Raw genomic sequence first — 22,100 nt, 5'->3', positions numbered from 1 at the left:
CAAAACCATCATTCGGCGATCGGTCGAGCAGGAATTGATGAAATCAGACCTTGACCAGCAATTCGTGGAAATCCTCGGTGCCGAAATAGCGCTTGTAGCGCTCGACTTCGGAGGGTTCGCCGGTCGCCTTGCGCGGGTTGTCCGAGAGCTTCACCGCGGGCCTGCCATTGGCTTCCGTCACCTTGCAGACCACCGAGATCGGCTCGAGCCCGACCACGCCGTCGGGCGCGCAATCGTGGAAATCGTTGGTGAGGTTGGTGCCCCAGCCAAAGCTCATCCGCACCCGCCCCTGGAAATGCCTATAGGTCGCGATGATCGTATCGACATCCAGTCCATCGGAGAAGATCAGCAGCTTTTCGCGGGGATCGCGGCCATGCTCCTTCCACCATGTGATGATCTTCTCGCCGCCCTCGATCGGCGGGGCGCTGTCGGGCCTGAAACCCGTCCAGTCTGCCACCCAATCCGGCGCGTTGCGCAGGAAGGCCGCCGTGCCGAACGAATCGGGCAGCACGATCAGCAGGTTGCCGCCGTAAAGCTGCGTCCAGTCCTCGAGCACCCTGTACGGCGCCTCGCCCAATTCCTTGTCGGTCCGGGCAAGCGCGGCTTTCACCATCGGCAGTTCATGCGCATTGGTACCGACCGCTTCGAGATCGGTGTCCATGGCGAGCAGGACGTTGGATGTGCCGGTAAAGGCAGGGCCGATACCTTCCTTCAACGCTTCCACACACCAACGCTGCCAGAGAAAGGAATGCCGGCGCCGCGTGCCGAAATCAGAGATTCGCAGGCCCGGATATTGCCGCAGCCGCTGCACCTTGTCCCACATGCGCGACTTGGCGCGCGCATAGATGATGTCGAGCGTAAATTGGCCAAGACCCTTCATCGCCGCGCGCGAGCGCAGCTCGTTGATGATCGCCAGTGCCGGGATTTCCCACATCGTGGTTTCCACCCAGCGGCCTTCGAACGTGATCTCGTATTGACCGTCCTTGCGTGACAGCTCATAGGCCGGCAGCTGGAAATTGGCGAGCCAGGCGAGGAACTCGGGCTCGAAAATCTGGCGGCGGCCGTAGAAGGTGTTACCCGCCAGCCAGATCATTTCCTTCTTGCTGAAGCGCAATTCGCGGCAATGATCGAGTTGCTCGCGTAATTCCATCTCGTCGATATCATCGGCAAGCCGCACCGACTTGGTCCGGTTGATCACCGAAAACGTCGCATTGACGTCCGGATGAAGCTTCCAGATCATCTGCAGCATCAAAAGCTTGTAGAAGTCCGTGTCCAGCAGGCTGCGGACGATCGGGTCGAGCTTCCAGGCGTGATTGTAGACACGCCTGGCGATATCAGTCTTGGCCGCCATGCGGCACCTCCCCTTGCAATGCTATGACAGCGCGACGCCGGCCTGCTTCATCCGGTCGAGCATGGCGGCCATCGAGCCGCCGAGATCTATTCCCCGGCAGGCGTCCAGCACCAGCTCTACTTCGAAGCCGCTGTTGATGGCGTCCAGCGCCGAAAAGCCGACGCAGAAATCGGTCGCCAGCCCACACAGCGTGATCTTGCCGATGCCGCGTTCCTTGAGATAGCCGCCGAGCCCGGTCGGCGTCTTGCGATCGTTCTCGAAGAACGCCGAATAGGAATCGATATCCCTCCGATAACCCTTGCGGATGATGTTTTCGGCCTTGGTCCAGACGAGCCCCGGGTGAAACTCGGCACCCGTCGTGCCCTGGATGCAGTGATCCGGCCACAGCGTCTGCTCGCCATAGGGCATGGCGACCGTCTCGAACGGAGACTTGCCGGGATGCGTGGAGGCAAAGCTGGAATGCTGAGGGGGATGCCAATCCTGTGTCAACACCACATGCTGGAAGCGCTCGATCAGCAGGTTGACGGCCGGCACGATCCGATCGCCGTCGGTGACGCCAAGCGCGCCGCCGGGGCAGAAATCGTTCTGGACATCGATCACGACAAGCGCTTCAGCCGCCATTTGGACACCTCATTTTTCAGAGCATCAAGGTCAACCATGTTTGACGCCCGGAGACAAGCCACGAAGTCAGCAAAAGCGCGGCGAAATCAATGTCCGCCGCCTTTGATTCCATCGGCGTGGCGCGCAAGGCCGGACAAGGCCATGACCACGATCAGCAGCATCGGGGTGGCGATGTAGATGGCCTGGTAGCCGGTATGCTCGACAACGAAACCAAACAAAGTGGGCGCAAACAAGGTGCCGGAATAGCCCATGGCGGTGACAACGGACAGGCCCACGCCCTTGGCCATGCCGGGCAGATTGCCGGCTGCGGAAAAGGCAATCGGCACGAGGTTGGAAACGCCGAGGCCGGACAGAGCAAAACCTGCGATCGCCACCCAGGCATTGGGCGCAAAACCACCGATCAGCATGCCGATAAAGGCAATCACGCCAGAGACCTGCATTGTCCGCACCGCGCCGAGACGGTCGCGGATGCCGTCGCCGAAGAAGCGCATGACGGTCATCGTGCCATGGAACGCGGCCGCGCCGAAGGCTGCGACCGTCAAGGTCGCCTGCAGTTCGCGGTTGAGATAGAGCGCGCTCCAGTCGATGACGATGCCTTCCTGGATCATGCAGAACAGCGCCATGATGCCAAGCAGCCACGGAAGCGGGCTCTTGAAGATGCTGGTCTTCGGTGCGGCCTCATGCGTCTCCTCATGATGCGGACCGTCCGGCAGGATTGTCGGAAAGGCGATCAGCATCGCCAGCGCTGCGGCCGCAGTTGCAATGAAGGCATGCGGGATTTCGCCGAAATGGTCGATCAGGAAACCACCGGTGGCGGCACCGATCAATGCACCCAGGCTCCAGAACGCATGGCAGGACGACATGATCGACTTGCGCATGGCCTTTTCGACCTCGACCGCATTGGCATTCATGGCGATATCCATTGCGCCGGCAAAACCGCCATAGAGGAACACCCCGAGCGCCGCCACGTAGACATTGGGCGCAAACGTGATGATCAGCATGACCGGCAGGAACATCAGCGATGTCGCCTTGAGCACGGCGGTCGAGCCGAACCTGGCGATCTGGGCGCCGCCGATCGGCATGATGACGATCGAGCCGACGCCGAACGCGACGAGCAGGAGCCCGACGAACTGCGGCGTCAAACCCAATCTGAGCGACAATTCAGGGATTTTCGCCGACCAGCCACCGATATAGAGGCCATTGGCCAGAAACAGCAGGCAGACGGCGATCCGCTCCCTGGGTATCGATCCAACCAGGCGCGGCGGGCTCGCGGTTGCGGATTGCTCGGTCATGTTCCCTCCAGACAAAGGCAGTCTCTCTGGCTGCCCTCTTGGCTTTCCGGCTGCGAGCAACCCTTGAAAGCGATTTCAATTTCTTGGCAAAGCAGACTGGCCGGAGCTGTTCCCGCCAATTGCCACATTCAATCAGGCTTTAGCCCGGATTACATTCGTGCCAGGCTGGGCGATGGCATCAGCCGCCGTCTTGTCGGCATCATGCTCCACCACGACGTGCCGGCAATTTTCGAGCGGGATCACCGCAAATGGAGCCGGCACGCCGAGCTTCTCATTGGTGATGGCCGCGACCACTGCACGGCTGCGCAGGGCAATGTATCGCTTGAACTCGGCCTCCTCGAAAAAGGAAGCTGTGACGCCAGTCCTGACATCGAGGCCGCAACTGCCGAGCACACAGAGGTCCGGATGAAAGCCGGCCACATCCTGCATCGCCTTGGAACCCAGCACCGCGCCGGATTTCTGATCGAGCCTGCCACCGATCACCACGACATCGACGCCCGGCTTGTCCAGAAGGGCCGCAGCGATCACCGGCGCATTGGTGATGACAACAAGGGGCAGCCCTGCCGGGATTGCCTGCGCGATTGCCAGATTGGTGCTGCCTGCGTCGATGAACAGGGTCATGCCGGCAGAAAACAGGCCGATGGTCGCCTGCGCCAAGGCATGCTTGCGCTCAGGCTGGGCGGACACGCGCTTGGTCAAAGTATCGTAGTCCAGCACATCCGCCGGCAAGGCACCGCCATAAACTCGCTTGCAGAGCCCGGCCGCCGCCATTTCCCGGAGATCGCGGCGTATCGTGTCCTCAGACGTCGAGAATTCCTGTGCGAGATCGGCCGCAATCACCCGCCCTTCGTCCGCAAGGCGCTTGCGGATGAGGTTTTGGCGTTCATGAAGAAGGAGTTCCAAGTTGGACATGCACGAATCCGGTATTAATTGGCACAAACATGCATAAACGTGCAAACGATGTCAAGGGCGGCGAACAAATTTTGGTGAGCTTGAAGTGTGCTCTTGGCAGCCGTGCAAAACGGGCGCAATTTTCGTGATGGCTTACCAAAACTCATTGGAATGCGCCATGTCGACAAAAGCTCACCTTTCCTCACTACTCTGGCTCGTTCTCACCATTCCCGCTGTCGGCTATGCGCATACCGACGCGGAGACCGGGCAGGACTATAGCGGTTTTGAGCGCAATGACGGCCGGGGCTCGTGTTGCAATTGGCTGGATTGCCGCCCGGCCTCCGAGCCCTTCATGGAAAAGGACGGCGAAAAGATAACCGACCGTGCCGGCAGCAAGTTCTTCTTCGACCCAAGCAAGGTGGTGAAACGCCCGTCCGACGACGGCAACTGGCATCTCTGCGGCAATGGCACGACGCTCAAATGCATCATAGCGCCGGCGGAAACGTTGCGTGAATCCATCCCGCTCGAAGGACTGTTCGGCTGGATCACGCCAAAGCGCCCCACAAACCAGAGCCCGTTGCCCAGCGCCGAGGAAATCGAACTGCAACTCACCCTCGCCCCCATTTGCAAGTGAGGCTCAATGCACAGATGGTCCGCTCTGCTCTGCATGATACCAACACTTTGCATAGGGCATTCTGCAGCCATCGCAGGCAGCAAGGCTTCTCTTTATCAAGCGGTGACGATAGTCACCGGGCAAGGCGCGAAGAACAGGCAGGCCGGCTTGAAGGATTGTCTCGACAAGGTTCTGGTGCGCGTTTCCGGCGACCAACGGCTACCGAAGCGGCCGCAAATGGCCGAACTGCGGGCAAGAGCGGGTGACTTCGTTCACTCTTATTCCTATCGCGACAGACTGGAAGGCATCCCCATTCATGACGAACAGGGTACCTATGATCGTCCGCATGACCTCACCTGTCGATATCAGCCAGAGACAATCGATCGGCTTCTTGCGCAGCTTGGAAGCCGGCCCTGGCTGTCGGCTCGACCAAAGCTGACGATCTTCCTGGATGTCCAACGTGACGAGCAAGCCTATGACGTCGTCGCTGACAATGATCGCGACAAGGCCATGCGCGAGGCCTTCGATGCCGCGGCCACGCCGCTGGCCTTCACGATCGATTTCCCGACACGCGCGCAGGCGACGGAATTGCTCGCAAAATCGAATCGAGATCGAATCGGCGAACTTGAACCCAGCGATATTCCGTCGACCGATGATGTCGCCGTGATGGGCCAGCTGATATGGAGCGACCAGGATCTCGGGTGGGTCGCCACTTGGCGGATTGAGTCGCACGGCAAGCCCGTCCAATGGATGGTACGCGGTGTCAATTTCGACGAAGCCTTCAGGGTCGCCGTCAGGGGCGCGGCGCAGATCCTGTCGAGGAACGGCAATCCCGATCCTTCCGTTCGCGGCGAAAACTAAAGCATGTTGCGCAAAAGTGTGCAGCGGTTTTGCACTTAAACATGCGTCAAAACAAAGAGCTAAAGTGCCACAAGCGAGTCCGAAGGATCGCGGCACACTTTAGGGGTCAGGCGCTCAGTCGCTGCGGTCCGATATCGATCTCGGGGCGATCGAAGGAGGTCTTCTGTTCCGGGCGGCCGAACAGGTAGCCCTGGCCTTCGCTGCAGCCCCAATCGGCCAGCATCTGCAGCTCGCCCTGATGCTCGATGCCTTCCGCCGTGCAGCGGACGCCAAAGCTGCGCGACAGGTTGAGAATGGCATCGACGATCTTGCGGCTGTCGCTGTTGTCGGAGAGCGAACCGATGAAGGTGCGGTCGATCTTGATCCGGTCGAAATGACAGACCTTGAGGTGATTGAGCGTCGAATGACCCGTACCGAAATCGTCGAGCGCCACCGAGACACCGGAGGCGCGCAACTGGCGGATTGTGTCGCCGGCGGTTTGCAGATCGGAAACAAGCGCATTTTCGGTGATCTCGATCTCGAGCCGGCTCGCAGGGAAATCGGCAACCGCCAAAATGTCCAGCACTTTGCGGGCAAGGCCCTTGTCACGCAGCTGCACCGGGGAAAGATTGACCGAGAGCATGATATGGGCCGGCCAGTGGCGGGCAACCGCGCAGGCTTTGGCCAGCATCATCTCGCCGAGTTGCGAGATAAGCCCGCACTCTTCGGCAACCGTGATGAAGTCTGCCGGACTGATCAGCCCGCGCTCCGCATGCTGCCAGCGCGCCAGTGCTTCGTAACCGATGACATCGCGCGTGGCGAGATCGACCACCGGCTGGAAATAGGGGATGATATCGCCATTGGTCAGCGCCGTGCGCAGCTCGGTTTCGATCCAGTTGCGCTCCTTGACGATACGCTCAAGCGTATCTTCGAAGAAGGCGATCTGCATGCGGCCGCCGCGCTTGGCCTTGTATAGCGCGATATCGGCGCGCCGAAGCGCCTCGGCGATCGTCTGTTCGCCATTGCCGATCATCGCCACGCCGACCGAAGAGCCGAGATGCAGCAGCGTACCGTTGTAATCGAAAGGTTCGGACACACCGGCGATGCAGAAGCGCGCGTAGTGATTGGCTTCGCTGTTTTCCTTCAGCGGCGGCGTGATGACGGCAAATTCATCGCCGCCGAAACGGGCAACGATACCACCCGGAAAATGGTTCTGGATACGGCTGGCGTAATCGATCAGCACCTTGTCGCCAGCCGCGTGGCCGTAGACGTCGTTGACTGTCTTGAAGTGATCGAGGTCGATCAGAAAGACCGCGCGGCGCTCCGAGGCAGGCCGCTCGAACGTTACGCGCTGGCCGAATTCCTCGAAATTGCGGCGATTGGCAAGGCCGGTCAGTTGGTCGTGCATGGCGAGCTGCCGTGATTGTTTTTCAGCTTCGCGCTGGCTCTTCAAAGCGCGGCGAAGCCGGCCGTATTGAACAAATGCAAAGGCCGTCAGGCCGAGGCTGGCGGCCAGGCCGAAGGACATCAGCACGGCAAGGTCGATGTCAACCGGTTCGGCCGCTTGTACCCCGGCGGGAAAAATCAGCGACTTTGAATCTTCAAGCGCCCGCATCTTGAAATGGGTCGCCGGGCTGCTGCCGTTGACGAAATCATGGATCAGCTCATGGAAGTTGCCAAACATGGCGGCCAGGAATAGGCCGACGCTGACAGTCAGGATCGCCACATTCTCGATCATGTAGCGTCGCGTCACTTTGCTTGGCGCCAAATTCCCGTCATCGCTGCGCATGGCCGATCCCCAAAAGGCTGTTGCGGTGACATCAATACCAACGGCGCATTGCGGAAAAGTTTAATTTTGAGTCCAATTGTAATAAAAAGCCGCGTTTCTTGCCTGCATGCTTAACCGATGCTGAAAATAGACCTCTATAGGTAAGAAAGCCTGGCATCGATATCGAGCCCGGCTCCCCGTTACTTAAGAAGTGGCAATATTAGCCGTAAACAACCAGCAGATCCTTGGCGTCGATCTGATCGCCGGCGCGCACCAGCACCTCGGCGATCGTGCCGTCCTTTTCGGCATGCAGCGCCGTTTCCATCTTCATCGCCTCGATGGAGAGCAGCACATCGCCGGCCTTGACCGCCTGGCCGGCAGCAACGCCGACCGTCGAGATGACACCCGGCATGGGTGCCCCGACCTGCAGCGCATTGCCCAGCTCCGCCTTGCGGCGGACCGCGCCATTCGTCGCGCCATGTGCCCGATCGGGCACCTTGATGCGGCGCGGCTGGCCGTTGAGCTCGAAGAACACGGTGACATTGCCCTTCTGGTCGAGCTCGCCGTGCGCCTGATTGAGAACGACCAGCGTCTTGCCGCGTTCGATCTCTGCAAACAATTCCTCCCCCGCCGGCAGGCCGTAGAAATAGGCATGGGTCGGCAGCACCGAAACCGGACCATAGATATCGGCGGCAATGGCGAAGTCGGTGAACACTTTCGGATACATCAGGTAGGAGGCAAACTCGTAGTCGCTGACCTTGCGTTCCAGCTTGGTCTCGATATCCGAGCGCTCCTTGGTAAGGTCGGCGTCGGGCAGCAGCGAGCCGGGACGCACGGTGTAGGGCTTCTCGCCCTTCAGCGCCTTTTTCTGCAACGCTTCCGGCCAACCCGACGGCGGCTGGCCGAGATCACCCTTCAGCATCGACACCACCGATTCCGGGAAGGAGATTTCCTTGGCCGGATTGACGACATCCTCGACCGTCAGGTCCTGGCTGACCATCATCAACGCCATGTCGCCCACCACCTTGGAGGACGGCGTCACCTTGACGATGTCGCCGAACATCTGGTTGGCATCGGCATAGGCCTGCGCCACCTTGTGCCACTTGGTTTCCAGACCGAGCGAACGCGCCTGTTCCTTGAGGTTGGTGAACTGTCCGCCCGGCATTTCATGCAGGTAGACTTCCGATGCCGGTCCCTTGAGATCGCTCTCGAAGGCGGCATACTGGGTGCGGACGTTTTCCCAATAGAAGGAAATGCGGCGGATCCATGCCGGGTCGAGGCCGGGATCGCGCTCGGTGCCGGCCAGCGCCTCGACGATCGAGCCGAGGCAGGGCTGCGAGGTGTTGCCCGAAAGCGCATCCATCGCCGCATCGACCGCATCAACGCCCGATTCGACAGCCGCCAGCACGGTGGCGGCGGCAATGCCCGACGTGTCATGCGTATGGAAGTGAATCGGCAGCGATGTCGCCTGCTTGAGCTCGCGGAACAGAACGCGGGCGGCCTGCGGCTTCAGCAAGCCGGCCATGTCCTTCAGCGCAATGATGTGCGCACCGGCCTTTTCCAGTTCCTTGGCGAGGTTCACATAGTATTTGAGGTCGTATTTCGGCCGGGCGGAGTTGAGGATATCGCCGGTGTAGCAGATCGCCGCTTCGCAGAGCTTGTTCTCCTCGGCAACCGCATCCATCGACACCCGCATGTTCTCGACCCAGTTCAGGCAGTCGAATACCCGGAAAAGGTCGATGCCGCCCTTCGCTGCCTGGCGGACGAAATACTTCACGACATTGTCGGGATAGTTCTTGTAGCCGACGCCGTTGGCGCCGCGCAGCAGCATCTGCAGCAGGAAGTTCGGCGCGTTTTCGCGAATCCGCGCCAGACGCTCCCACGGATCCTCGGTCAGGAAGCGCATGGAAACGTCGAATGTCGCGCCACCCCAGCATTCCAGCGACAACAGGTTCGGCAGCGCCTTGGAATAGGTGCCGGCAATGTTGGCGATGTCGAAGGTGCGGACGCGGGTTGCGAGCAGCGACTGATGGCCATCACGCATCGTCGTGTCAGTCACCAGCACGCGTTTCTGCGCCACCATCCACTCGGCAAACTTCTGCGGACCAAGCTCGTCGAGCAACTGCTTGGTGCCGGGCTGCTGCGGCAGGTCGCAATACGGAACCACTGGCAAAGCGGCATCCACCGGCGGCCGGGCGCGGCCCTTGGCTTCAGGGTGGCCATTGACCGTGACATCGGCGATGTAGGTCAAGAGCTTGGTGGCACGGTCCTGGCGCTTGACCTGCTGGAAGAGTTCCGGCGTCGTGTCGATGAAGCGCGTCGTATAGGAATTGTTCTGGAACGACGGATGCGTGATAATCGCTTCAAGGAAGGTCAGGTTGGTCGCCACCCCACGGATACGGAATTCGCGGAGCGCGCGATGCATGCGGTGGATCGCCTCGATCGGCGTCGGCGCCCAGGCGGTCACCTTTTCCAGAAGCGGATCATAAAAGCGCGTGATCACCGCGCCGGAATAGGCCGTGCCGCCGTCGAGCCGGATACCGAATCCGGTGGCGCCGCGATAGGCGGTGATGCGGCCGTAGTCGGGAATGAAATTCTGCTCCGGGTCTTCGGTGGTGATACGGCATTGCAGGGCATGGCCGTTGAGCTTGATGTCTTCCTGCCTGGGTACGCCCGATTCCGGCGTACCGATCGCAAAGCCATCGAGGATGTGGATCTGCGCCTTGACGATATCGATACCGGTCACCTGTTCGGTGACGGTATGCTCGACCTGGATGCGCGGATTGACTTCGATGAAGTAGAACTTGCCGCTGTCCATATCCATCAAATATTCGACCGTGCCGGCGCCGATATAATTGGTGGATTGCGCGATCTTCAGCGAGTAGGCGGCAAGCTCGGCGCGCTGCGCTTCGGTGAGATAGGGCGCAGGCGCACGCTCGACGACCTTCTGGTTGCGGCGCTGGACGGAACAATCGCGCTCGAACAGATGCACGACATTGCCATGCGTGTCGCCGAGCACCTGGCTTTCGACGTGACGGGCACGCTCGACCAGCTTTTCGAGATAGACTTCGTCCTTGCCAAAAGCGGCCTTGGCCTCGCGCTTGGCTTCCACCACCTCGCGGGCCAGATCCTTGGGATCGCGGATCGCCCGCATGCCGCGGCCACCGCCGCCCCAGGAGGCCTTGAGCATGATCGGATAGCCGATCTCCTCGGCCATCTTGGCCACCACGGCCATATCATCTGGCAGCGGATCGGTGGCGGGCACGACCGGCACGCCGATTTCAATGGCGAGATTGCGCGCTGCCACCTTGTTGCCGAGCCTGCGCATCGTATCGGGCTTCGGACCGATGAAGATGATGCCGGCTTCAGCACATGCGTCCGCGAATTCAGGGCTTTCGGACAAAAGCCCGTAGCCGGGATGAATGGCATCGGCGCCAGAAAGCTTGGCAACGCGGATCACCTCCTCGATCGACAGGTAGCTTTCGATCGGCCCGAGATCGCGTTCAAGATGCGGCCCGCGGCCAACCTGGTAGGACTCATCCGCCTTGAAGCGATGCAGCGCGAGCTTGTCTTCTTCGGCCCAGATGGCGACTGTTTTCAGTCCCAGCTCATTGGCGGCACGAAAAATGCGGATGGCGATTTCAGATCGGTTGGCAACGAGGATTTTCTTGATCGGCAAGGCCGGGGCTCCTGGGACTAGAGGCAGGGTCGAACGCTAGAGTGGGAGATGTTCACATGGAATAGGGCAGCCGAAACCAGCAGCCCGCCGCATCAGATGCAGCGGTTCCGGTTCGAGCCGACAGAATTGATTCCATTTGAACATCCCCCACCTCAGCACATCTATCTCCCCGTCATCACCAATTCGGGCCTGAACCCGACCACCGGATGTTGGATTCCGGCAGGATATTGTGCAGGACGGCAAGACTTTTGTGCAAGCGCGAAGAAATCCTAGCGCGTTGCAAAGCGAAGTGCAAATTCGAAAATTGTTGCAGGGGCCGGCTTATTTCACGATATCAGCCCGCGCCGGAACGCCAGGGCCACCGCATGGCTGCGATTGCGTGCATCGAGCTTGGCCTGCACGCTGTTGACATACCAGTCAACAGTGTTGGAAGAGACGTCCAGAATGTTGGCGATCTCGGGCGATGTGCCGCCTTCGGCAATATTGTTGAGCGCCTGCATCTCGCGATGGGTCATGGTGATTTCCTTGCCGGTGCCGATGCTGTCGGCATGCTTGTCACCCATGAATTCGAGGTATTTGAGATAGGCGGTGCGGAACGCCGTTTCCAGCAACGCGACCTCGACAAGCGTCAGCTCGATTTCCTTCGGCCCGCCGATCGTGGTGGCGCCGATCAGGCCGTTGCGGCTGAAAACCGGAAAGATATAGCCCGATGCCAGGCCATGCGCCTTGCCATCGGCCATCATCGTCTTCATGCGACGATAATGTGGATTTTCCTTGTAGGCTTCCACGGCTTGCGCCCAGGAAAAGCTGCGGTTGGCACGCAACAGGAAGCGGATCGTCGGATCCATGACGATGTATTTCTTGGCAACGTAGCGCGCGACCCATTCCGGCGGCCAGTTTGCGGCGACGATCAGTTCGGCTGCATTCTCGATGGGCTTGGGCTGGTGGAAAACGCAGTAATATTTGAATTCGAAGAAATCCAGCAGGCGCTCGATTTCGAGTGTCAAGGTTTCGGCCGACGGCACTTCGCCGATTGTCACGAGAAAATGAAGTATGGTCCTGAACCGCAAGATATTCCCCAATATGTATGCGCTACGAATAATCGATAAATCCGCGCGCGACGCTCCAAAGCCACTTTCCGGTTAACAAAAACAAAACACCTACCGATGCCAGAGAACACCATCGAAAGGCTTGTTTTTGTGCAGGAAAGTTCAATTGCGACACGCGCAATCCAATAGCGTCATTGTGCCAGAATAATACATACAGGAAAAGCGAAAAAAATAGGCAGGGGTAATAAGGGCATCGAAACAGCGGGATAGCATCCGCCAGCTTATGCCGGCGGATGCCGAGTTCTATCAGCCCATGCGCTCGGAAGCGTAGGAACCCGGGCTGGCCGGGAACACGATCGTCTTGTTGCCATTCATGAACACGCGGTTGTTGACATGCGCATGGATGGCGCGCGCCAGCACCTGGCTTTCCACGTCACGGCCAATCGATACGTAGTCGGCCGCGCTCTGGGCATGGGTGATGCGGGCAACGTCCTGCTCGATGATCGGACCTTCATCGAGGTCCTCGGTGACGTAGTGGGCGGTGGCGCCGATCAGCTTCACACCGCGCTCATAAGCCTGCTTGTAAGGGTTGGCACCCTTGAACGACGGCAGGAACGAGTGATGAATGTTGATGATGCGGCCCGACATCTTCTTGCAGACGGCGTCGGACAGAACCTGCATGTAGCGCGCCAGCACGATCAGTTCCGCACCCGAGCTTGTTACCACATCCATCAGGCGTGCTTCGGCTTCCGGCTTGTTGGCCTTGGTGACGTTGATGTGGTGGAACGGGATGTCGTGATTGACGACGACCTTTTGATACTCGAAATGGTTGGAAACGACGCCGACGATATCGATCGGCAGCGCGCCGATCTTCCAGCGGTAGAGCAGGTCGTTGAGGCAATGGCCGAAGCGCGACACCATCAGCATCACCTTCATGCGATGGTCGCTGTCATGAAACTGGCAGGTCATGCCGAACTTCGCCTTCACAGCTTCGAAGCCGGAAGTGATCTCCTCGATCGTGGCACCTTCCTGGCTGGTGAAGGTCACGCGCATGAAGAACAGCCCGGTTTCCAGATCGTCGAACTGTGAGGAGTCGATGATGTAGCAACCCTTGTCGGCGAGGAAGCCGGAAATCGCAGCGACGATGCCGCGTGTGGAGGTACAGGTGACGGTGAGGACGTAGCTCTTCATGGGGCGCCTTCGGAGGTTATGATGCGTTGCAACAATTCATGCTTCCAACCCGCAAATATAGCGCCTTCAGAGAGGTGGCAAGGGCCACAGGCCCCCACCACCCCCGAAGCTGTCAAAATTGCAAGAGGCTGTCGGAAAGCCTGATATGAAACGTAGCATAGGGCATTTCAGGTGTCGCAATTTTCTGTTTGCGACACCGCCGTGATGCCGCCCGTCAAATATCGAGCGTGTTGGCCTTTTCCCATTCGTTGAAATGCGAGCAGAATGCATTCCATTCCTGCTGCTTCAGCTTGAGATAGGCGGCCGAGAACTCTTCGCCCATCAGTGCCTTGAGCTCGGTATCCTTGTCGTATTCGCGCAACGCGTCGAGCAGGTTGAGCGGCAGCTTCGCCCCACCATTCAGCGTGTGGCCATCCTTGTACATGTCGATATCGGAGTGCGGGCCGGGATCGGCCTTCGAATTGATACCGGAAAGGCCGGCGGCGATGATGATCGACTGCAACAGGTACGGATTGACTGCTCCATCGGGCAGGCGCAGCTCGAAGCGGCCGGGGCCGGGCACGCGCACCATGTGCGTACGGTTGTTACCGGTCCAGGTCACCGTGTTCGGCGCCCAGGTCGCACCGGAGATCGTGCGCGGCGCGTTGATGCGCTTGTAGGAATTGACGGTCGGATTGGTTACTGCGGCAAGCGCCGATGCATGCTTCATGATGCCGCCGAGGAAGGTGCGACCCTGGGCGGAGAGGCCGAACGGCATCTCCTTGTCGGCAAATGCATTCTTCTTGCCGTCGAGATCCCAGACCGAGATATGCGCATGGCAGCCATTGCCGGTCTTGCCCTGGAAAGGCTTGGGCATGAAGGTGGCGCGCAAACCGTGCTTTTCGGCGACGGACTTGACCATGAACTTGAAGAACGAATGCTTGTCGGCGGTCGACAGCGCATCGTCATATTCCCAGTTCATTTCGAACTGGCCGTTGGCGTCCTCGTGGTCGTTCTGGTAGGGACCCCAGCCGAGCTCGAGCATGTAGTCGCAGATTTCGGCGATCACGTCATAGCGTCGCAACAAAGCCTGCTGGTCGTAGCAGGGCTTCTCGGCAGTATCGGCGGCGTCGGAAATTGCCGAACCATCCGGCGTGATCAGGAAGAATTCCGGTTCGACACCGGTCTTGACGCGCAGACCTTGCTTGGCCGCCTCGCTGACCAGACGCTTCAATGTCACGCGCGGTGCCTGATCGACTGCCTTGTCGTCCATCACGCAATCGGCAGCGACCCACGCGGTCTCCTTCTTCCATGGGAGCTGGATGACGGAGGATGGATCTGGCTTGGCGAAAAGGTCGGGATGGGCGGGGGTAAGGTCAAGCCACGTGGCAAAGCCGGCAAAGCCCGCGCCATCTTCCTGCATGCCCTTGATCGCCTGTGTCGGCACCAGCTTGGCACGCTGGCCACCGAACAGATCGGTATAGCTGATCATGAAATACTTGACGCCGCGTTCCTTCGCCCACGCCTCGAGATCGATAGTCATTCGCACGTTCCCCATACATTGTTTTCAATCGGCCCAAAGGGCCATCATTCAGCCGGCTCGCACCGAACGTCGGTGCGGACCGAATTGGCTATGAAGCACTCTTCGTGTGCCGCATGGTGAAGCTCGTCTATGGTCTCTGCTCCGGGCGCCGTACCTTCCCAGTCAATGCGCGGATGCAGAACCACCTGGGACACCCACATGCGTCCCAGGTCATTTTTTGCCATGATGCCTTCGGCGGTATCCTCGTAGCGATTGATGGCCAGTCCCCGCTTTGCCGCCAGATAAAGAAACGTCATCATGTGGCAGGAGGACAAGCTGGCGACAAACGCCTCTTCCGGATCGACACCGGCAGGATCCGAGTAGCGGGGCACGACATGCGGTGACGACGACGCCCGGAAGCTGACGCCGCCATCGAACGACCAGGTATGGCCACGGCTATAACGGTTGTCCGTGAACGCTTCTCCAGGAGAGCGTTCCCACACAATCGTTGCCGTGTACTTGCCCATCTTAGAAGCCCTTACCCGGGATCCAGCTCGTACCGGCGAGCGGCACCTGTGCCATCGCCGAAGCCTCGATCGTCAAGGCGACCAGATCTTCCGGCTCGAGATTGTGCAGGTGGTTCTTACCGCAGGCGCGCGCGATCGTCTGCGCTTCGAGCGTCATGACCTTGAGATAGTTCGCAAGGCGACGGCCTGCAGCCACCGGATCGAGGCGCTTCATCAGCTCCGGATCCTGGGTGGTGATGCCGGCGGGGTCCTTGCCCTCATGCCAGTCATCATAGGCACCGGCTGTCGTGCCGAGCTTCTGGTATTCCTCTTCCCACTTCGGGTCGTTGTCGCCGATTGCTACCAGTGCTGCAGTACCGATCGCCACCGCATCGGCGCCAAGCGCCAGCGCCTTGGCAACATCGGCGCCCGAGCGAATGCCGCCCGAGACGATCAGCTGCACCTTGCGATGCATACCGAGATCCTGCAGCGCCTGAACCGCCGGACGGATGCAGGCAAGCGTCGGCATGCCGACATTTTCGATGAACACATCCTGGGTGGCCGCCGTGCCGCCCTGCATGCCGTCGAGCACGACGACATCGGCGCCGGCCTTCACGGCAAGCGCGGTGTCGTAATAGGGGCGCGCGCCACCGACCTTGACGTAGATCGGCTTTTCCCAATCGGTGATTTCGCGGATTTCGAGGATCTTGATTTCCAGATCGTCCGGGCCGGTCCAGTCAGGATGGCGGCAGGCCGAGCGCTGGTCGATGCCCTTGGGCAGGTTGCGCATGTTGGCGACGCGATCCGAAATCTTCTGGCCGAGCAGCATACCGCCGCCGCCCGGCTTGGCGCCCTGGCCGACAACGATCTCGATCGCATCGGCACGACGCAAGTCCTTGGGGTTCATGCCATAACGCGAAGGCAGGTACTGGTAGACGAGCGTCTGACTATGGCCGCGTTCTTCGTCGGTCATGCCGCCGTCGCCAGTGGTGGTCGACGTTCCGGCAATCGTCGCACCGCGGCCAAGTGCCTCCTTGGCATGGCCGGACAACGCGCCAAAACTCATGCCGGCAATGGTGATCGGCGTCTTCAGCGTGATCGGCTTCTTGGCATGGCGCGCACCGAGCACGACGGTCGTGTCGCATTTTTCGCGATAGCCTTCGAGCGGATAGCGAGAGATCGAGGCACCAAGGAACAACAGGTCGTCGAAATGCGGCACCTTGCGCTTGGTGCCGGCGCCGCGAATGTCATAAATGCCGGTGGCAGCCGCGCGGCGGATTTCGGCCAGCGTATAGTCATCGAAAGTCGCCGACTTGCGGGGCGGGGTATAGGGGTTGTGATAGGACATATTCTTTCCCTGCCTCAATACGCGTCAGCGTTGTCGATATTGAAATTGTAGAGCTTGCGCGCCGAGCCGTAACGCTTGAATTCCTTGGGGCTGGCGTCCATGCCGGTCTTTTCGAGAATGTCGGCCAGAAATTCGAGGTGCTCGGGACGCATTTCCTTCTCGATGCAATCGGCACCGAGGCTTTTGACACTGCCGCGCACGAACAGGCGCGCTTCATAGAGCGAGTCGCCCAGCGCTTCACCTGCATTGCCGAGCACGACGAGGTTGCCGGACTGGCCCATGAAGGCCGACATATGGCCGATATTGCCACCGACGACGATATCGATGCCCTTCATAGAGATGCCGCAGCGCGAGGCTGCATTGCCCTTGATCACCAAGAGGCCACCGCGACCGGTGGCACCGGCATACTGGCTGGCATCGCCTTCGATGACGACGGAACCCGACATCATGTTCTCAGCAACGCCGGGGCCAGCCGAACCGTGAACGGTGACCGCACCGCCGTCATTCATGCCGGCGCAATAGTAACCGACGCTGCCGCGTACCTCGACGGTAATCGGCGCATCGATACCAACCGCGACGGCATGGCTGCCGCGCGGATTGACGACTTCGAAAGCCGTCTCGTTGGAGCCTTGGGGGATATTGTGAAGCTTTGCGTTCAGGTCGCGAAGCGGAGTCTCAAGTAGGTCGATGACCGGCATGTTGTAACCTTGCTCTCGTGGGCCAAGTATGATCAGTGTTCCCAGAAATAGACGGTCGCTGGCTCCGGCTCCCAGATGCGCGCATTGGCGATGCCCGGCAGGTTGACGAGCGCACGGTATTCCGAACCGAAGGCGACGTAGCGATCGGTCTCGGCCATGACAGCAGGCTTGCAGGCGATCGGATCGCGCAGCACGCCAAAGCCATTATGTGTGCCGACGACGAAAGTGTAGAAACCGTCGAGATCGTCGAGCGCCGAGGTCAGTGCCTGACCGAGATCCTTGCCCTTGGCCATCTCGGCCGTGAGGTAGGCAGCGGCAACTTCGGAGTCGTTTTCAGTCTCGAAGGTCATGCCGAGGCGCTTCAGTTCGCGGCGGATATTGTTGTGGTTCGACAGCGAGCCGTTGTGTACCAGGCACTGGTCGGCTCCGGTGGAGAACGGATGAGCGCCGAGCGTCGTCACTGCCGATTCCGTCGCCATGCGGGTATGGCCGATGCCGTGGCTGCCGGACATCTGGCGGATCGCAAAGCGCGACACGACGTCCTTCGGCAGTCCGGTTTCCTTGTAGATTTCGATCGTGTCGCCGGCACCCATGACGCGCACGCTTGGCAGCGTCGTGCGCAGAGCAGCGCGCGCCGCATCGATCCTGTCCGCAGCGATGGCGGCCACCGCATGCGTGTCCTTGACGTGCAGCGAAGCCACAGCAACACCCGCTTCGCTCAAAACGTCGGCAAGCATCGCAAAATCGCGAGCCGGCGTAGCCGACTGAACGGTCAGCTTGGCCAGCCCTTCGGCACCACCGCCATAAATGGCGATGCCCGCGCTGTCCGGCCCGCGGTCGGTCAGGGTCACCAGCATGTCAGAAAGCAGGACGCCCAATTCGGGCTCCAGCGACTTGTCCTTGAGAAAGAGGCCAGCAATGCCGCACATGGTTTTATACTCCAAGTTAGATGGTGGAGAATTATCACTCACATGAAATTAAATCAACTACCATGAAAATCATTTTATCGCTTGCCGCGGCTTTTTTCAGGGTAGCAAATGATCGACAGATAGCGCGCCGGAAGCTTCACCAGTACCTCCGGCCCATGCGGCGCATCGGCATCGAAAAACAGGCTGTCGCCCGGCGTCATCGGGTAAAGCTTGTCGTCGTGGCGGTAGTGCACCTCGCCTTCGAGCATGTAGAGAAACTCCAGCCCCTCGTGCTGGAAAGTCGGAAACACGTCTGAATCGGTATTGAGCGAAATGAGATAGGGCTCGACCAGCACGCCAGACGTGTTGTTGCTGATATGGCCGAGCAGATTGTATTGATGGCCGGCACGCGTGCCGCGACGTTCGAGCTCCACCCCCTCACCTGCCTTGACGAAGACCGCGTTGCGGGTTTCCTCGAAGCGGCGGAAGAACGCAGTGACCGGCACGCCAAGCGCCTTCGCCAGCGCCTGGAGCGTCGTCAGCGAGGGAGACGTATTGCCGTTCTCGATCTTCGACAGCATGCCGAGCGAGATGCCTGTGGCCGAAGCCAAGTCGGCACCGGTGATGCCGAGCTTTTTCCTCAGGGTCCGAACCTCGTGGCCGATGGCCATTTCGAGATTGTTTTCCTTGGCCTCACGCACCGCATGCGGATCCTGGAATGGCAGAGCAACCTCGTCATCGTCAGGGGTTTCAGTCGCACGTCCGGGTATCGTGGCTTTGGCCATGGGTGCTCCTTGCTTTCCTCAAGGGAAAGAAACTATCAAATGACGAATAATTTGGAACAGCAGAAATGACTATTTCCGCATAGCGCCCGGGTTTTCCCCGAATTGCGCGCGAAATGCCCGCGCGAATTGCGACGGCCCCGCAAACCCGCACGCCAAAGCGATCTCGGAAATCTTCATCGGGCTCTGTTTGAGCAGCATGCGGGCGCGTTCCAGCCGGATTTTCAGATATTCCTTCTGGAAGCCGGATTTCATCACGGTCAGGAACAGTCGGTCGAGATGGCGTTCCGAGATGCCGGCGAACCTCGCCATGTCATGACGGCTGAGCGGCTTTTCGACATGGCTCTCCATCCTCTCGAGGATACCAGCCAGCCCCTTGTGATGGATGCGATAGCGCTCTGCGATCGAGGAACGCTGCGGGCTGGCCGGCTCATCGACGTGGGTATGCAGGAACCAGTCGCTGACCGAGCGGGCAAAGTCAGGCCCCTCGCGGGCCTCGATCAACGCATGCATGAGATCGAGCGGCGCCACACCGCCACCGCAGGTAATTCGGTCGCGATCGATGACGAAACGAACACGCTCCGGGTGCAGATCGGGCCATCGTTCCATCAGTGCCGAGGCATGCTCCCAGTGGATGGTGAAGCGCCGATCCGCCAGCAATCCTGCGGCCGCCAGCAGGTGGGGTCCACCGGATATGCCGCCGATCGTCAGCCCCGACCGTGCCATGCGGCGCAGGCAGGAAAACAGCGCCGCATCCGGCTTCGATCCCGCCGGGTCGCCACCGGCGACCACGAACAGCGCATCCAGTCCATCCGCCTTGCGCGGCAACGGCTCGGTCTGCATCATCGCGCCGGCAGAAGCGGCGACGGGACTGGCATCGCTGGAGAAGAACCGGATCTCGAACACGGCGCGTCCGGCCAGAAGGTTGGCCGCCCGCAAGGGCTCGACGGCCGAGGCAAACGACATCAGCGCATAGCCGGGCACCAGGATGAAACCGATCCGGTAGGAATCCGACATCGGCCCCGCAGCCCTCAACTGAACTTGTCGGTGGAGGTCTGCGCCGCCGAGACCAGTCGGGTGAAATTCTCACGTAGGCGGCGGTCGGTGGCGACGGCCACTTCGGGATATTCCTCCAGCATGCGCCTGAAGAGAATGCGGCTGATGCGGATCACTTCGCTTTCCTCGAGCGCGCTGGCAGTAAAATGCCGTTCGGCCTCGGTGATCATGGCAATCTCGGTGAGGATCGATCCCGGACCCGCCTCGCCCAGTTGGCGGTCGCCGCCGGTCGCCGCATGCATCGTGAGCTTCAACCGGCCCCTGGTAATGACAAAGGCGGAATCAGCCGACGCCCCCTGACGGAAGAGCACATGGCCTTTTTCCAGCCGGCGCCGTTCGGCGCCGAAGGCGAGCAGGCGCAAATGTTCCTCCGACAGTCCTTCGAAAATCGAAAGCTGCTGGAAAAGCGCGATGTCGTCTTTCAGTGCCATCTATGCGGCGTTCCCTCAGGGTATGATTTTATAGCCGCCATTCTCGGTCACAAGAATCTCGGCATTGGACGGATCTTTCTCGATCTTCTGCCGAAGGCGATAGACATGCGTTTCGAGCGTGTGGGTGGTGACGCCGGAATTGTAGCCCCAGACTTCTTCCAGCAATTCGTCGCGAGTCACGGATTTCTGTCCGGCACGGAAGAGATAGCGGATGATCGCCGCTTCCTTTTCGGTCAGGCGGATCTTCTTGCCATCGCCATCGGTCAAAAGCTTCTGGGCCGGCTTGAAAATATACGGCCCGACATTGAAGGTCGCGTCCTCGCTCTGCTCATACTGGCGAAGCTGGGCGCGGATGCGCGCGAGCAGCACCGCCAGCCGGAACGGCTTGGTGACATAATCGTTGGCGCCGGCTTCAAGGCCGAGGATTGTGTCGGCATCTGTGTCATGACCGGTCAGCATGATGACGGGACTTTTGAACCCGCCCTTGCGCAGCAGCTTCACCGCCTCGCGGCCATCCATGTCGGGAAGGCCGACATCCATGACCAGCAGATCGATCTGGCCGGCGCGCGCCGCCTGAATCCCCTTGGTGGCCGTTGCCTCCTGGAGCACGGAGAATTCCTCATAGAGTCCCAATTGCTCGACGAGTGTTTCACGCAGGTCCTGATCGTCATCGACCAGCAGGATTGTCCGGGCTGTCATATCAGTTATACTTCCGGTTTTTCACGTAGAGTGATGATTGGTATGCCATATTCGCAGGCAAGAGCAAGGGTTTGCGGCCACGTGAGCCGGCATGCACCGGCTTTTCGCTCACCTGCAACGCAATTAGTTGTGAAAAGTCGAGAGCAAGCGTTTCGCGAGGAATCATATTGAAAAGAACGATTTCCGAAATCCTCGTCCGCCCGGCGCCGGGAAATCCACGCCAGGCGATCGTGCAGGCCGGACCCTGGACCTTTCGTGCCGCACTGGGCCGCAGCGGCCGCACATCCAACAAACGCGAAGGCGACGGCGCAACGCCGATCACCGAAATGCGCCTGATACGCGGCTATTATCGCGGCGACCATGTAGCCCCGCCGAAGACCAGCCTGCCCATGCTGCCGATCCGCCAGTCCATGCTCTGGTGCGATGCGCCCAACAACGCCAATTACAACAGGCCGGTGAGCTCCCCCTTCAAGCCGAGCCACGAGCAGATGTCGCGCACCGATCACCTCTACGACATCTGTTTGGTGATGGACTGGAACATCTCCTCGCGCCAGCGCAACAAGGGCTCGGCGATCTTCTTCCATCTCGCCAAGCCCGGCTACCAGCCTACCGAAGGCTGCGTCGCCATCAAGCTCCGCGACATGCAGCGCCTGCTGCCGCTGATCGGGACGGAGACGGTGGTGCGGGTGGTTTGATGGGGCGGGGCAAGGGATTGCCCTCCTCAACCCCTCGGCGGTCGGGCGTGGGGTCTGCTTTTGGCCCGAAACGGCCATTCCGGCAAGGTCCCAAGCCAGGCAATAAATCTGGCACGAGCGAGGAAACAAGTATAGCTTGCGAGGGCTGGGAGGCTGGGAAGTTCCCATCCTGAACCGACGC

At 60.1% G+C, this 22,100-nt stretch carries 20 protein-coding genes; 3 read left to right on the top strand and 17 right to left on the bottom strand.

What is annotated here, in order from left to right; genetic code table 11:
* Window positions 1-43: 43 nt before the first annotated feature.
* The 4 genes from pncB to ACXHRN_RS26785 form a co-directional block, all read right to left on the bottom strand.
* Window positions 44-1,351: a nicotinate phosphoribosyltransferase gene (gene pncB / locus ACXHRN_RS26800; RefSeq protein WP_488639305.1), complete on the bottom strand. Its 1,308-nt coding sequence runs from the start codon at window positions 1,349-1,351 to the stop codon at window positions 44-46.
* A 21-nt stretch (window positions 1,352-1,372) separates the two neighbouring features.
* Window positions 1,373-1,972, bottom strand: coding sequence for a bifunctional nicotinamidase/pyrazinamidase (gene pncA, locus ACXHRN_RS26795; protein ID WP_488639304.1), 600 nt, complete (start codon window positions 1,970-1,972; stop codon window positions 1,373-1,375).
* Window positions 1,973-2,058: 86 nt separating this feature from the next.
* Complete coding sequence (locus tag ACXHRN_RS26790; protein WP_488639303.1) at window positions 2,059-3,264, bottom strand: MFS transporter; 1,206 nt, start codon at window positions 3,262-3,264, stop codon at window positions 2,059-2,061.
* Window positions 3,265-3,396: 132 nt separating this feature from the next.
* Window positions 3,397-4,176, bottom strand: a complete 780-nt coding sequence (locus ACXHRN_RS26785) for a DeoR/GlpR family DNA-binding transcription regulator (RefSeq protein WP_488639302.1) — start codon at window positions 4,174-4,176, stop codon at window positions 3,397-3,399.
* 157 nt (window positions 4,177-4,333) lie between these two features.
* Here ACXHRN_RS26785 and ACXHRN_RS26780 point away from each other — a divergent pair, with 157 nt between their 5' ends.
* Entirely contained in the window at window positions 4,334-4,789 is a 456-nt protein-coding gene (locus tag ACXHRN_RS26780) for a hypothetical protein (RefSeq protein ID WP_488639301.1), read from the top strand.
* Between the two features lie 6 nt (window positions 4,790-4,795).
* Window positions 4,796-5,629 carry a DUF2066 domain-containing protein gene (locus tag ACXHRN_RS26775; protein WP_488639300.1) on the top strand — a complete coding sequence of 278 codons (834 nt, stop codon included), beginning with the start codon at window positions 4,796-4,798 and terminating at the stop codon, window positions 5,627-5,629.
* A 106-nt stretch (window positions 5,630-5,735) separates the two neighbouring features.
* On the opposite strand, the gene ACXHRN_RS26770 is transcribed toward ACXHRN_RS26775, so the two are convergent.
* The 13 genes from ACXHRN_RS26770 to ACXHRN_RS26710 form a co-directional block, all read right to left on the bottom strand.
* A complete protein-coding gene (locus tag ACXHRN_RS26770; RefSeq protein ID WP_488639299.1) occupies window positions 5,736-7,397 on the bottom strand; it encodes a putative bifunctional diguanylate cyclase/phosphodiesterase in 1,662 nt (553 codons plus the stop codon).
* A 199-nt stretch (window positions 7,398-7,596) separates the two neighbouring features.
* On the bottom strand, window positions 7,597-11,055 hold the full coding sequence (gene pyc, locus ACXHRN_RS26765; protein ID WP_488639298.1) for a pyruvate carboxylase: 3,459 nt from the start codon (window positions 11,053-11,055) through the stop codon (window positions 7,597-7,599).
* Window positions 11,056-11,381: 326 nt separating this feature from the next.
* Window positions 11,382-12,125: an autoinducer binding domain-containing protein gene (locus ACXHRN_RS26760; RefSeq protein WP_488639297.1), complete on the bottom strand. Its 744-nt coding sequence runs from the start codon at window positions 12,123-12,125 to the stop codon at window positions 11,382-11,384.
* A gap of 285 nt (window positions 12,126-12,410) precedes the next feature.
* Complete coding sequence (gene purU / locus ACXHRN_RS26755; protein ID WP_488639296.1) at window positions 12,411-13,295, bottom strand: formyltetrahydrofolate deformylase; 885 nt, start codon at window positions 13,293-13,295, stop codon at window positions 12,411-12,413.
* Between the two features lie 214 nt (window positions 13,296-13,509).
* Window positions 13,510-14,817, bottom strand: a complete 1,308-nt coding sequence (glnT, locus tag ACXHRN_RS26750) for a type III glutamate--ammonia ligase (RefSeq protein WP_488639295.1) — start codon at window positions 14,815-14,817, stop codon at window positions 13,510-13,512.
* A 44-nt stretch (window positions 14,818-14,861) separates the two neighbouring features.
* The gene (locus ACXHRN_RS26745; protein WP_488639294.1) at window positions 14,862-15,323 is read right to left on the bottom strand and encodes an OsmC family protein; all 462 of its coding nucleotides are present in this window, start codon (window positions 15,321-15,323) and stop codon (window positions 14,862-14,864) included.
* A 1-nt stretch (window position 15,324) separates the two neighbouring features.
* Entirely contained in the window at window positions 15,325-16,650 is a 1,326-nt protein-coding gene (locus ACXHRN_RS26740; RefSeq protein WP_488639293.1) for an FMN-binding glutamate synthase family protein, read from the bottom strand.
* Window positions 16,651-16,664: 14 nt separating this feature from the next.
* Window positions 16,665-17,348 (bottom strand): protein GlxC, encoded by a 684-nt coding sequence (locus ACXHRN_RS26735; RefSeq protein ID WP_488639292.1) that lies wholly within the window; start codon window positions 17,346-17,348, stop codon window positions 16,665-16,667.
* A gap of 32 nt (window positions 17,349-17,380) precedes the next feature.
* Window positions 17,381-18,277, bottom strand: coding sequence for a class II glutamine amidotransferase (locus tag ACXHRN_RS26730; RefSeq protein ID WP_488639291.1), 897 nt, complete (start codon window positions 18,275-18,277; stop codon window positions 17,381-17,383).
* 74 nt (window positions 18,278-18,351) lie between these two features.
* Window positions 18,352-19,041 (bottom strand): helix-turn-helix domain-containing protein, encoded by a 690-nt coding sequence (locus ACXHRN_RS26725; protein WP_488639290.1) that lies wholly within the window; start codon window positions 19,039-19,041, stop codon window positions 18,352-18,354.
* A gap of 69 nt (window positions 19,042-19,110) precedes the next feature.
* Window positions 19,111-20,055 carry a GlxA family transcriptional regulator gene (locus ACXHRN_RS26720; protein ID WP_488639289.1) on the bottom strand — a complete coding sequence of 315 codons (945 nt, stop codon included), beginning with the start codon at window positions 20,053-20,055 and terminating at the stop codon, window positions 19,111-19,113.
* 14 nt (window positions 20,056-20,069) lie between these two features.
* Window positions 20,070-20,525, bottom strand: coding sequence for a cyclic nucleotide-binding domain-containing protein (locus ACXHRN_RS26715; RefSeq protein ID WP_488639288.1), 456 nt, complete (start codon window positions 20,523-20,525; stop codon window positions 20,070-20,072).
* A gap of 15 nt (window positions 20,526-20,540) precedes the next feature.
* Window positions 20,541-21,224, bottom strand: a complete 684-nt coding sequence (locus ACXHRN_RS26710; RefSeq protein WP_488639287.1) for a response regulator transcription factor — start codon at window positions 21,222-21,224, stop codon at window positions 20,541-20,543.
* Window positions 21,225-21,391: 167 nt separating this feature from the next.
* Here ACXHRN_RS26710 and ACXHRN_RS26705 point away from each other — a divergent pair, with 167 nt between their 5' ends.
* Complete coding sequence (locus tag ACXHRN_RS26705; protein ID WP_488639286.1) at window positions 21,392-21,919, top strand: L,D-transpeptidase family protein; 528 nt, start codon at window positions 21,392-21,394, stop codon at window positions 21,917-21,919.
* Window positions 21,920-22,100: the final 181 nt, after the last annotated feature.

The organism is Shinella sp. OV683, assembly GCF_057787725.1.
Note: the sequence above shows the minus strand (reverse complement) of the source record. Positions and strands in the feature narration are given on the sequence as shown.

Bases quoted from the DNA above. Each gene is read 5' to 3' on its own strand.
- pncB (WP_488639305.1), bottom strand. From the start codon at position 1,351: ATGGCGGCCAAGACTGATATCGCCAGGCGTGTCTACAATCACGCCTGG.
- pncA (WP_488639304.1), bottom strand. From the start codon at position 1,972: ATGGCGGCTGAAGCGCTTGTCGTGATCGATGTCCAGAACGATTTCTGC.
- ACXHRN_RS26790 (WP_488639303.1), bottom strand. From the start codon at position 3,264: ATGACCGAGCAATCCGCAACCGCGAGCCCGCCGCGCCTGGTTGGATCG.
- ACXHRN_RS26785 (WP_488639302.1), bottom strand. From the start codon at position 4,176: ATGTCCAACTTGGAACTCCTTCTTCATGAACGCCAAAACCTCATCCGC.
- ACXHRN_RS26780 (WP_488639301.1), top strand. From the start codon at position 4,334: ATGTCGACAAAAGCTCACCTTTCCTCACTACTCTGGCTCGTTCTCACC.
- ACXHRN_RS26775 (WP_488639300.1), top strand. From the start codon at position 4,796: ATGCACAGATGGTCCGCTCTGCTCTGCATGATACCAACACTTTGCATA.
- ACXHRN_RS26770 (WP_488639299.1), bottom strand. From the start codon at position 7,397: ATGCGCAGCGATGACGGGAATTTGGCGCCAAGCAAAGTGACGCGACGC.
- purU (WP_488639296.1), bottom strand. From the start codon at position 13,295: ATGAAGAGCTACGTCCTCACCGTCACCTGTACCTCCACACGCGGCATC.
- glnT (WP_488639295.1), bottom strand. From the start codon at position 14,817: ATGACTATCGATCTCGAGGCGTGGGCGAAGGAACGCGGCGTCAAGTAT.
- ACXHRN_RS26745 (WP_488639294.1), bottom strand. From the start codon at position 15,323: ATGGGCAAGTACACGGCAACGATTGTGTGGGAACGCTCTCCTGGAGAA.
- ACXHRN_RS26740 (WP_488639293.1), bottom strand. From the start codon at position 16,650: ATGTCCTATCACAACCCCTATACCCCGCCCCGCAAGTCGGCGACTTTC.
- ACXHRN_RS26735 (WP_488639292.1), bottom strand. From the start codon at position 17,348: ATGCCGGTCATCGACCTACTTGAGACTCCGCTTCGCGACCTGAACGCA.
- ACXHRN_RS26730 (WP_488639291.1), bottom strand. From the start codon at position 18,277: ATGTGCGGCATTGCTGGCCTCTTTCTCAAGGACAAGTCGCTGGAGCCC.
- ACXHRN_RS26725 (WP_488639290.1), bottom strand. From the start codon at position 19,041: ATGGCCAAAGCCACGATACCCGGACGTGCGACTGAAACCCCTGACGAT.
- ACXHRN_RS26720 (WP_488639289.1), bottom strand. From the start codon at position 20,055: ATGTCGGATTCCTACCGGATCGGTTTCATCCTGGTGCCCGGCTATGCG.
- ACXHRN_RS26715 (WP_488639288.1), bottom strand. From the start codon at position 20,525: ATGGCACTGAAAGACGACATCGCGCTTTTCCAGCAGCTTTCGATTTTC.
- ACXHRN_RS26710 (WP_488639287.1), bottom strand. From the start codon at position 21,224: ATGACAGCCCGGACAATCCTGCTGGTCGATGACGATCAGGACCTGCGT.